Raw genomic sequence first — 9,821 nt, 5'->3', positions numbered from 1 at the left:
TCACAATGCTATATACAAAAAAAGGGACATCGTTATGTTCCCTCGGGTTGGAATATCAGATCGCCGTCGACTTCCAATATTCTTCCCCCCAAAAACCCACCAAACTCACCAAAAAAAGCGCCTCCCTTCTCCCCACCCATAGCCCCTCCGATAATTCCGCAAGCCAGTTCACCGTTGCCTTTCAGTGAAACACCCAATGCAATCCGGCATGCACTGCGAGCAATAGTTGCGCCACGCTTGCCCAAAACAGCAGCCCCAAATACTCCACCCAGCAACCTCCCCGTCTCCACATACTTCGCCCGCCGACACTGCACCTCCCTTCCCACCACACACGCCTCCTTGATTTCCAAACCCGCCACGCCTACATCCAACGCCAACCCAAGATATGTTCCTTGCTTTAACCATTTCGACATTTGCGTAATCGTTCGAACCCGCTGCGTGTACCCCGCAATCTCGCCTTGATGCAGATAGCTTTTGGTCGAGATCCCGAGCGCTCCCTTCAGCGGTTGATTGCCACGCAACCCCGAGCCAAATCGTGCAGCCCCTTGCAGTTACATATCCAAAACGCCAAACATCCTTTGACGCTGTCGTATAAACGACTCTTTGTCCAAACCACCGTCCTTCAATTGGCGATGCAGTTGCTCGATTTCCATCAAAGTCTGTGCAACCGCCTGCAGGTGCCGGCTCCAAGCCGACGTCGCACTGCCGATGCCTATCGAGCCATACCCCAGAATGCTCTGCGCCAGGTCATAGTTTTTGTTTCCAGCTCTATCGAGGGGCGCAACCTGGTCCAGTTGATGAGTAATCTCTTCAGCGTGGCGCATCAACCAGGCTTCTTCGATAGAACAATTGACGCTGGACGCCTCTGGAACAATCACCAACTCACCCGGCCTCACCAATCCATGGCTCAGGTGCCGATTCAGCACATCGAAATGATCTCGGCCTTGCAACAAGCCTCCGCGCCATAGACGTGATTTCAAAAACGGGTAAGGTGCAGCCTGTTGATTGATGTAGCCGTACGCCATGTCCTGGATTCCGATACCGAGAGAGATGGCATCGAAATATAAGCAAGCACCCACAGCCCGAACACAAGCAGGCGGGGCTCAAAAAGTACGTTTGGGAAGTTGCCTACACAGCAAAAGATGAACACCTACAGAAAGCGCCCCTAATACCCCGTCATCTCCAAATACCCCACCCCACCCTCAAACCGCACCGGCCCTTCCCAATATGGAATGCCCAGGTCCATCCACGCTTTGGGGTTGACGGCTTCGGTGGTGATATCCAGCTGTTTGCCGGGAATTTTCAGCGACCAACGTGTGGGAATGTTGCGCCCGTCGATGGCCGTGGTGGTCAGCGGTGTGAGTTGGATATCGCTGTTGTGCAAGGTCTCGGTGTGGCCTTGGGCGTCGATCCAAGTGCCGGTGAGGTAACCGTCGCTGTCTTTCTGCCGCACGCGAAACAGCATCAGTTGCGCGCCGCGGTCCAGGTGCAGGGAGAACCAGTCCCAGCCGGTCTGGCTGGCAGCCAGGGGTTGGCTGCTCCACTCGCGGTCGAGCCAGGCTGGGCCGCTGACCTGGTAGGTCTGGCCGTCGAGGCTGACGCTGCCGCTGGCGGTGAAAAACGGCTGGCTGTAGTAGTACGACGCCTGGCCCTGGTCGGATTTGCGGCTGTAGCCATGGTCGCCTTGCAGCACCAGCGGGCGGCTGGAGGTCAGGTGCAGGTCGTAGGCAAATTGTGCGCCACTGGCCTTGAGTTGCATGTCGGCCAGGGGGCTGGAAGCACCAGGGCGGGTGGCGAAGGTCCAGTCGTCGATCCAGGCGTTGAACGGCTCTGCCTGAGCCCCAGCCTGGCCGACGCCACCCCGGGCCAAGCGTTCGGCGGCGTAGTGGCGGGTGGCTGAGGTGACGGCGGCGTGGCCGAGCCACACGGTTGAATCGCGCCAGCCCGGTTCAACAGGGCCGGCCTTCAACGCATTGCGAAACAGCGTCCATTGCACGCCGAAGACATTGCCCTGGGCATCCTTGAGGTTGGCAGTGACGTACCACCATTCGATGCGAAAGCCGTCATGGGGCCCGTGGTCCTCGGGAAAGCTGAAGACTTTGCCGGGCACCACCTGGGCAAAGTCCGCCGCATCGCTGCCCAGCCCGGCGAAACTGTCCTCGGGTGCGGGCGCCTGGTCGCACCCGCTCAGCAGTAACCAGGCGATGCACGCCAATGCCTTAGTCTTCATGGGCGAACGTCCTCAACAAATCCGCCGGGCGGCTGCGGTACAGCTGCCAGAGGGGCCAGGCCGACGCAAGCAAGGTGGCGAGCATCGCCAGCCCCAGCAATTGCGCGAGCTGGCCGGGGAAGACTTGCAGCGGCAGGCGCCAGCCGAAGGCCTGCACGTTGATCACCGCATCCAGGCACCACGCCAGCAACAGCCCCAGCGGCAACGCCAGGATCAACGTGAGCACCGCCAGCAGCCAGGTCTGGCCGAGGTTGAGCAGCATCAATTGTCGGCGCGTCACGCCCAGCGCCCACAACGGCGCGAGTTGGCCCAGGCGGCTTTGGCTCTGGGTCAGCAGACTGATGAACAACGCCACACCAGCGACGCCAAGGGTCAGGCTGTTCAACGCCGCGGTGGCGGCGAAGGTGCGTTCGAAGACCTGGCTGGACCAGCCCTTGAGTTGCTGTTGATCGACGATGCGGCTGTCTTCCAGGGCGAACTCCCGCTGCACTTCACGAATCAGCGGCGGCACATCGGCAGGCGCCACGCGCAGGTTGAAGCGTGCCGGTGAGAGCGTCGGCCAATGCGCCAACAGGTGCTGGGCATTGACCAGCAGATGGCCCTTGGGGTTGCCGTAGTCGGCGTAGATGCCGACGATCTTCGGCGCCCAGGTACCCTGCGGTGTGGGGATGGAAACCGTGTCGCCCAGTTGCACCTTCAGGCGTCGCGCCAGTTGTTCGCTGAGCATCAGGCTGTCGTCTTGCAGCAGGCGGTCCCAGGGCGCATCCGCCGCTTCCAGCAACGGCCAGTGTTGACGAAAAGTGGGGTTGTCGACCACGCCGAACACCTCCGCGGGCCAGCCTTGCAGTTGCACCGACACCTGCCAGGCGGGCAATACGGCCTGCACCAGGGGCTGGCGGCTCAACCATGCATTGAGTTGCTCGGCCTGCTGCGGATTTTGCGGGTTGAGGTACAGCTCGGCGGTGAGGCGCTGCTCCAGCCAATGGGTGAAGGTCTGGCGAAAGCCCGAGGTCATGGAACCGGCGCCGATATTCGCCGCCAGGGCCAACAGCAACGCCATCAACGCCAGGCTCAAGGCCGGCAGTTGCTGGCGGCAATCGGCCAGGAACCACTGGCCCAGCACCGAGCGACCGCGCCCCAGCACCGCTTTCAATAAACCGTTGAGCAGCACCGGTAACGCCAACGCCGCGCCCAACAGCAAGGCCGCCATCAGCACAAAACCGGCGGCCAGGCTATCGCCCAGCCACAGTGCCAGCAATGCGATCAGCAAGGCGGCGGATGCCACCCAGCCCTGGCGCCGTAACCAGCGCCCATGGGCTTGATGCCAGGCCTGGGCGTTGGCCAGCGCCAGTAACGGCAAACGCGCCGCGCGCCACAGGCTGCTGGCCCCGGCGAGCAGTGCGCCCAGCAGGCTCACGCCCAAACCAGCGAGCCACCACCAGGGGCTCAAGTTCAATTGGCCGGCGACTTCGGCGCCGTACAGGCCGCGCAAACTGGCGGCGACATCCGGCAGCAACAGGCTGGCCAGCAGGTAGCCGCTGGCGATACCGAGCACACCGCTCAACACAGCCAAAGCGCCCAATTCGAGGCCCAGGCTCAGGATCAACAGGCGTGCGCTGACTCCACAGGCGCGCAAGGTTCGCAGCAGGCCACGGCGCTGTTCCAGGGCCAGGCCGATGGCCGCATGCACGATAAACAGCCCCACCACAAAGGATAAAAAACCCACTGCATCCAAGTTCAGGTGAAAGCTTTCAGTGAGACGTGACAGGTTGTTGTCCTCGCCCTGCTTGAGTTGCAACGCGGCGGGTGGCGTGGGGTGGCGCGCGGCGAAGGTGTTGTCCACCAGTAAGCGCGACAGGCGCCCAGGCATGTTGAGCAGGGGTTGGGCAAAACTGATATCGGTCAGCAGCAGGCCGGGCGCCATATCGGCCTGTACTTGCAACGGTGGCAGGCGCTGCCCGGTGGACGTCAGCGGCTGCTCGCCCGCCTGCAACCCCAGCGCCTCTAACGTTTGCGCAGCGACCCAGGTACGCCCTGGCGGCTCGAAAAACGCCAGCATCTGCGCCTGGCTCAAGCGTTGCCCTGCCACGCTGCCGCTGCCGGGCAACGACACCGGGTCGATGCCCATCAGTTGCAGACGCTGCTGGTCACGCCCCTGGAGCACCACTCGCCCCTGCACCACCGGGGATACCGGCCAGCCGGCGCGGCGCAGCTCGGCAAACAGTGCCTGGGGGAAACTGGCGGCGTCCGGCGCAACCAGGCTGGCTTGGGGTTCGCCACCGATCAATTGGCTGGCGCGTGCGTAGCTGTCCCGCGCCTGGCTGTTGAGGGCCTGCACGCCGGTCAGTAGCGCGGTGGCCAGCCACAAGCCGGTGAGCACGCTGAAAAATTGCACCGGATGGCGCCGCCAGTGGCTCAGCAATGCGCGTAGCGTCCAGTAAAACAGCGCCATTTCAGCGCGCGTCCATTGGCACGACACGGCCACGGTGCAGCACCACTTGCCGGTCAAGCCGTGCGGCCAGGCGCGGGCTGTGGGTGACCATCAACAGGCTGGTGGGGCTGTCACGCAGCAGGTCCAACAACAGTTGCAGCACTTCATCGCTGGTGGCTTCGTCGAGGTTGCCGGTGGGTTCGTCAGCCAGCAACAAACCCGGTCGCGAGGCCAACGCCCGCCCGACGGCAACCCGTTGCTGCTGGCCACCGGAGAGTTGCTCCGGGTAACGCCGTAGCAAGTCGCCCAGCCCCAGGCGCTCCACCAATTGCGCTTGCCAGTGGGGGTCGAAACGTCCGGCCAGCCGCGCCTGGAACGCCAGGTTGTCTTCCACGCGCAAGCTGCCGATCAGGTTGAACTGCTGGAAGACCAGGCCGATTTGCGTGCGGCGCCAATGGGCCAGTTGCCCTTCGTTGAGTTGGTCGAGGCGCTGCTCGCCGATGCGGATGCTGCCGCCGTCCACTCGGTCCAGCCCGGCCACCAGGTGCAGCAAGGTGCTTTTGCCGCTGCCCGATTCACCCATCAGCGCCAGGCTGCTGCGCTCGCCCAGGTGCAGGTCGACGCCGGCCAGGACGGCCAGCGGGCCTTGCGGGGTCGCGTAGTTTTTTACAACACCTTGCACCTGCAACATAAGAACGCTCATCTGAAGGACCCGCAATGAGAATAACGGCTGATGCTCCTGCCCACGCAAATTTTTCACATGGATTTCACCGCCCGACCATCCACCGCACTTTAAAGTGCCCGCCAACTCGTGGTAACCCGCAACTTTCTTAGTTAACCAAAGTGACACTCTTAACATGCAAGTGTTCAGCAAAAAGACAGCAGTGCTGTGACAGTCTCCTGCCTCACTAAGGGTAACTGCCCAGCCGTGCAGCCTTTTTATAAACACAATAAACAGTGCCGAGGATGAACCGCGTGGCAGACATGATCCTGGCCAACCCCCAACCCAAAAGGTCAAGGTTAAAACGCCTGAGAAAATACCGCCTGCACTTGCTTGGCATCAGCGTTACCGCCTTGCTGTTGGCGGGCTTTTTAATGTGGCCCAGCTCGCCCCTGGACCTGGGCGTAGGCAATCGCCTGCTGACCTCCGGGGTGCTCGCCAGCTGGCGAGAGGGTGAACTGGTGGTGCTGGTGCGCCATGAAGAGCGTTGCGACCGCTCGGCCAACCCCTGCTTCGGCCCCGCTGATGGCCTGACCATCAACGGCACTGAACGCGCCGTCGAACTGGGCAAAGCCTTTGATTCACTGGGCATGGCCCTGACCGACGTGCTCAGCAGCCCCACCACGCGAACCGCCCAGACGTCACTGTTCATGTTCGGCAAGACCGAGCTGTCCCCCGGCCCGCTGGCCATCTGCGGCGACGCCATGGGCGATGAGATCCTCGGCCACAAACAGCCGGGACGCAACCTGATGCTGATCACCCACAGCGCCTGCATGAGCGACTTCCAGACCAGCCTGGGCTTCCCCCACGCAGCCGCCGCCGAGTACGGCAGCGCACTGTTCGTCAAGGTGCTGCCCAACGGCACCTTCAAGGCCATGGGCACCATGAACAGCGAAGAGTGGACCGCCGCACTCAAACAACTTTAATTACACTTGTTTACATATTAAGCCACGACGTGTTCAGCAAAACGACAGCCCTGTTCTGGCATGTTTAGTCGCGCCTGTTAGTTATGTTTTCCTACAACTACTTAGTGACCCTTACGATGCTTCACCCTATTAAGTTAATACCGCCATTGCCCGTACTTGAACGTTATGGAGCGATGTGCGCATGCCCCGCGTAAACCCTTTGGCCTGGCTATTGCTGGGCGTTGCCGTGTTCATCTTGTTGCCCCTGGGCTTTCACGGTTTATGGACGCCAGACGAAACCCGCTACGCCCAGGTCAGCCAGGAAATGCTGATGAGCGGCAACTGGGTGGCGCCGCACTTCATGGGCGTGCGTTATTTCGAGAAGCCCGCCGCCGGCTACTGGCTCATCGCCCTCGGCCAGGCAGTGTTCGGTGAAAACCTGTTCGGTGTGCGCATCGCCTCGGTCCTGAGCACAGGCCTGAGCGTGGTGCTGGCCTACCTGCTCGCCCGGCGCTTGTGGAACGAACCGCGCAAGAGCTTTGCCTGCGCCCTGCTCTACATGAGCTTTGGCCTTGTGGCCGGGCAAGCCGGGTATGCCAACCTCGACCCGCAATTCACCCTGTGGGTGAACCTGAGCCTGGTGGCGTTGTGGTTTGCCCTGGACTGCCGCACGCCACGGGAACGCCTGGGTGCCTGGGCAGTGTTGGGCGTGGCCTGCGCCATGGGGTTCATGACCAAGGGTTTCCTGGCCTGGCTGTTGCCGGTCTTGATCGCCGTACCCTACCTCGTCTGGCAGCGGCGCGTCGGCGAGTTGATGCGCTACGGGCCGTTGGCGGTGCTGGTCGCCGTGCTGGTATGCCTTCCCTGGGCCCTGGCCATCCACCTGCGCGAACCGGATTACTGGCATTTCTTTTTCTGGCATGAGCACATCCGCCGCTTTGCCGCCGACGATGCACAGCATGCACGGCCGGTGTGGTTCTTTTTGCCGATCATGGTGGTGGCGTGCCTGCCGTGGGCCGCCTTGCTACCCGGCACCCTACTAAAAACCTGGCAGGAAAAGCGTCAGCCGGCGATTGCCTTTCTTGCCCTGTGGCTGCTGTTGCCCCTGGGCTTTTTCAGCCTGAGCAAAGGCAAGTTGCCGACCTACATCATGCCGTGCCTGTTGCCCCTGGCCTTGTTAATGGGCCACGGCTTGATCGACCTGATCAAGCAAGGCAAGGCGCGCCCACTGGTCATCAACGGCGCGCTCAATTTCGTCCTTGGCCTGACGGCCATGGTGGCGCTGATTTACCTGCAAATCACCCGCCCGCTGTACGGCAATAGCCACGCAGAGATGTTCAACCTGTCGCTGACGTTTATCGTGCTGTTGGGCTGGATCCTCGCCAACCTGCTGCAAGCGGTGCGCCCGTTGACGTTGTGGGCGATGCCCGCCCTGGGCATTGGCTTGCTGGTGGCCCTGCTACCGGCGGGCATGCCGGCCCTGATCGAAGATAACGAAATGCCCGACCAATTCGTGCAGGAGCATCTGGCCGAACTGCAACCTGTCCGTGCTTTGCTGAGCAATGACCTGGGCCTGGCATCGGCCTTGACCTGGCGCCTGCGCCGGCCCGATGTGGCGTTTTATAACACCCAGGGCGAGCTGCGCTATGGCTTGAACTACCAAGACGCGGCACAGCGCAAAGTCACGCCGGACAGCGTCCAGGACTGGTTGGCCGAGGCCCGCCAGCAGGGTTCGGTCGGCGTGCTGATGCAGGTCAAGAGCACCAGCGAACACCGCGAAGAAGGGCAATTGCCTCCCGGTGGAAAACGTTATCGCAAGGGCGACCTGGTGCTGACGATTTACCCCCAACACCCTTGAATGCAGCGCCTGCCACAGGGAACATCCCATGAGTTTTTGGAAAACCGAACGCGGCGCCCTGGTGTTACTGCTGGGCACCTCGGCCTTGCTGCTCTTGCTGGGCCTGGGCAGCCGCGACCTGTGGGGGCCGGAAACGCGCTGGGCGAATATCGCCTTGCAGATGCTGCAAAGCGGTGATTACTTCGACCCGTATCTCAAAGGCACGCCGTATTACGACAAACCCCTGCCCTCCTATTGGCTGATCACCGGGTTTGCCCACCTGCTGGGCGGCCTCGGCCCCTGGTCGCTGCGCCTGTCATCGGTGCTTGCCGCGTGGTTGAGCATCTGGCTGGTGTACCTGATCGGTGAACGCCTGTTTCGCAAAGGCACCGGGCTGATCGCCGGGTGGATGCTCGCCACCACCTTCTATTTCCTGTTCTGGGCCCGCGTGGCCACCGCCGATGTACTGACTGTGTGCGGCGTGCTGGCAGCGGTGTGGTGGTATTGGCGCGGGCCGGATGACACACGGCTGGGGCGCTACACGGTGTTTTTCCTGTTGCTGGCCGCCACCTCACTGTTCAAGGGCTTGATCGGTGTGGTGCTGCCGGGCCTGGTGCTGTTGCCACACCTGCTCAGCGAACACCGCTACAAACGCCACCTCAACCTGCGCCTGGTGCTGGCCCTGCTCATCGCAGGCATCGTGTACGCAATTCCCTTTGTGCTGTCCCACCGCTACGGCGCCCCCACTTACGGCGAGAGCGGCCTGGAACTGGTGTTCCGGGAAAACGTGGTGCGCTTCTTCGACCCCTTCGACCATATGGGACCGATCTACACCTACCTGATCTACCTGCCGGCGTACACCCTGCCCTGGGCACCCTGCTGGTTACTCGGCCTGTGGCTGGCCGTGCGCAACTGGCGCAGGGCGCCACCCAACATACGCTGGCTAGTGTGGGGCCTGGGCCTGTTGTTTGTATTCTTCACCGCCAGCGGCAGCCGCCGCAGCTACTACGTGTTGCCGCTGGTGCCCTTTGCCCAACTGCTCGGCGCCTGGTGGCTGAGTGAACGCCTGCACAAAAAACCTTCGAGCTGGCCGCGCTGGCAAACAGGCTTCGGCCTCAGCGCAGGCCTGCTCCTGCTGGTGCTGGGCGTGATCTACCCCTGGACCAACGGCAACGGCGGCGTCACCCGCTTCGCCACCGACCTGCAAGCCCAGGCAGAAAAAAGCGCGCCCTGGAACCAATGGCAACTGGTGCTGGTGGAAGTCGACAACAAGCTGCCCATGTACCTGCAAAACCACGTCAAGCCCTTCTACTACGTCAGCGAAAGCCAGGACTTCCCGCGCCAGGGCAACAGCGCCGCGTTCATGGCCTGGCTGGAAAAAACCAGCGGCCAAGGGTTTGATCCGCAACGCACGATAATCGTCGCGCAGTATTCCAAAGACGAGCCGACGCCGTTGGCGTTTCTGGGGGTGGATCATCAAGTGGTGACGACGCAACCGGATAACGGGGAGCGGTTGTTCAAGGCGCGTGAGGGTGGGAGTGTGGCGTTTGTTCCAGGGACGCGCTGAGGCACTCTGCTTGCTGGCCTTTTGTCATGGTTTGTAAAGTGCCAGCAAGCCGTGTCTCTTTAAATTGCAGGACGTTTCCGAGACAATCTCCGCCGCCTTGTGCCGGTTGGAATCGGTGGCTAGTCTGCGG

6 protein-coding genes and 1 pseudogene are annotated in these 9,821 nt (G+C 62.0%); 3 read left to right on the top strand and 4 right to left on the bottom strand.

Features of this window, described 5'->3' with window-relative positions; genetic code table 11:
- Positions 1 to 32: 32 nt before the first annotated feature.
- From GIW04_RS08840 to GIW04_RS08825, 4 genes and pseudogenes are all read right to left on the bottom strand, one after another.
- Positions 33 to 1,025 (bottom strand): annotated as a pseudogene (locus tag GIW04_RS08840) (hypothetical protein).
- 140 nt (positions 1,026 to 1,165) lie between these two features.
- Complete coding sequence (locus GIW04_RS08835; protein WP_003192365.1) at positions 1,166 to 2,230, bottom strand: lipocalin-like domain-containing protein; 1,065 nt, start codon at positions 2,228 to 2,230, stop codon at positions 1,166 to 1,168.
- Complete coding sequence (locus GIW04_RS08830; RefSeq protein WP_120248878.1) at positions 2,220 to 4,682, bottom strand: ABC transporter permease; 2,463 nt, start codon at positions 4,680 to 4,682, stop codon at positions 2,220 to 2,222. The genes GIW04_RS08835 and GIW04_RS08830 overlap by 11 nt, the downstream gene beginning before the upstream one ends.
- Position 4,683: 1 nt before the next feature.
- Positions 4,684 to 5,352 carry an ABC transporter ATP-binding protein gene (locus tag GIW04_RS08825; RefSeq protein ID WP_032896402.1) on the bottom strand — a complete coding sequence of 223 codons (669 nt, stop codon included), beginning with the start codon at positions 5,350 to 5,352 and terminating at the stop codon, positions 4,684 to 4,686.
- A gap of 275 nt (positions 5,353 to 5,627) precedes the next feature.
- On the opposite strand from GIW04_RS08825, the gene GIW04_RS08820 reads away from it, so the two are divergent.
- The 3 genes from GIW04_RS08820 (at position 5,628) to GIW04_RS08810 (ending at position 9,691) form a co-directional block, all read left to right on the top strand.
- Positions 5,628 to 6,308: a histidine phosphatase family protein gene (locus tag GIW04_RS08820; protein ID WP_003192371.1), complete on the top strand. Its 681-nt coding sequence runs from the start codon at positions 5,628 to 5,630 to the stop codon at positions 6,306 to 6,308.
- 181 nt (positions 6,309 to 6,489) lie between these two features.
- Positions 6,490 to 8,145, top strand: a complete 1,656-nt coding sequence (gene arnT, locus GIW04_RS08815) for a lipid IV(A) 4-amino-4-deoxy-L-arabinosyltransferase (protein ID WP_120248879.1) — start codon at positions 6,490 to 6,492, stop codon at positions 8,143 to 8,145.
- Positions 8,146 to 8,173: 28 nt separating this feature from the next.
- On the top strand, positions 8,174 to 9,691 hold the full coding sequence (locus GIW04_RS08810; protein ID WP_120248880.1) for an ArnT family glycosyltransferase: 1,518 nt from the start codon (positions 8,174 to 8,176) through the stop codon (positions 9,689 to 9,691).
- Positions 9,692 to 9,821 lie beyond the last annotated feature (130 nt).

This window comes from Pseudomonas sp. PA-4-8C (genome assembly GCF_021606625.1).
GTDB lineage: Bacteria > Pseudomonadota > Gammaproteobacteria > Pseudomonadales > Pseudomonadaceae > Aquipseudomonas > Aquipseudomonas lactis.
Note: the sequence above shows the minus strand (reverse complement) of the source record. Positions and strands in the feature narration are given on the sequence as shown.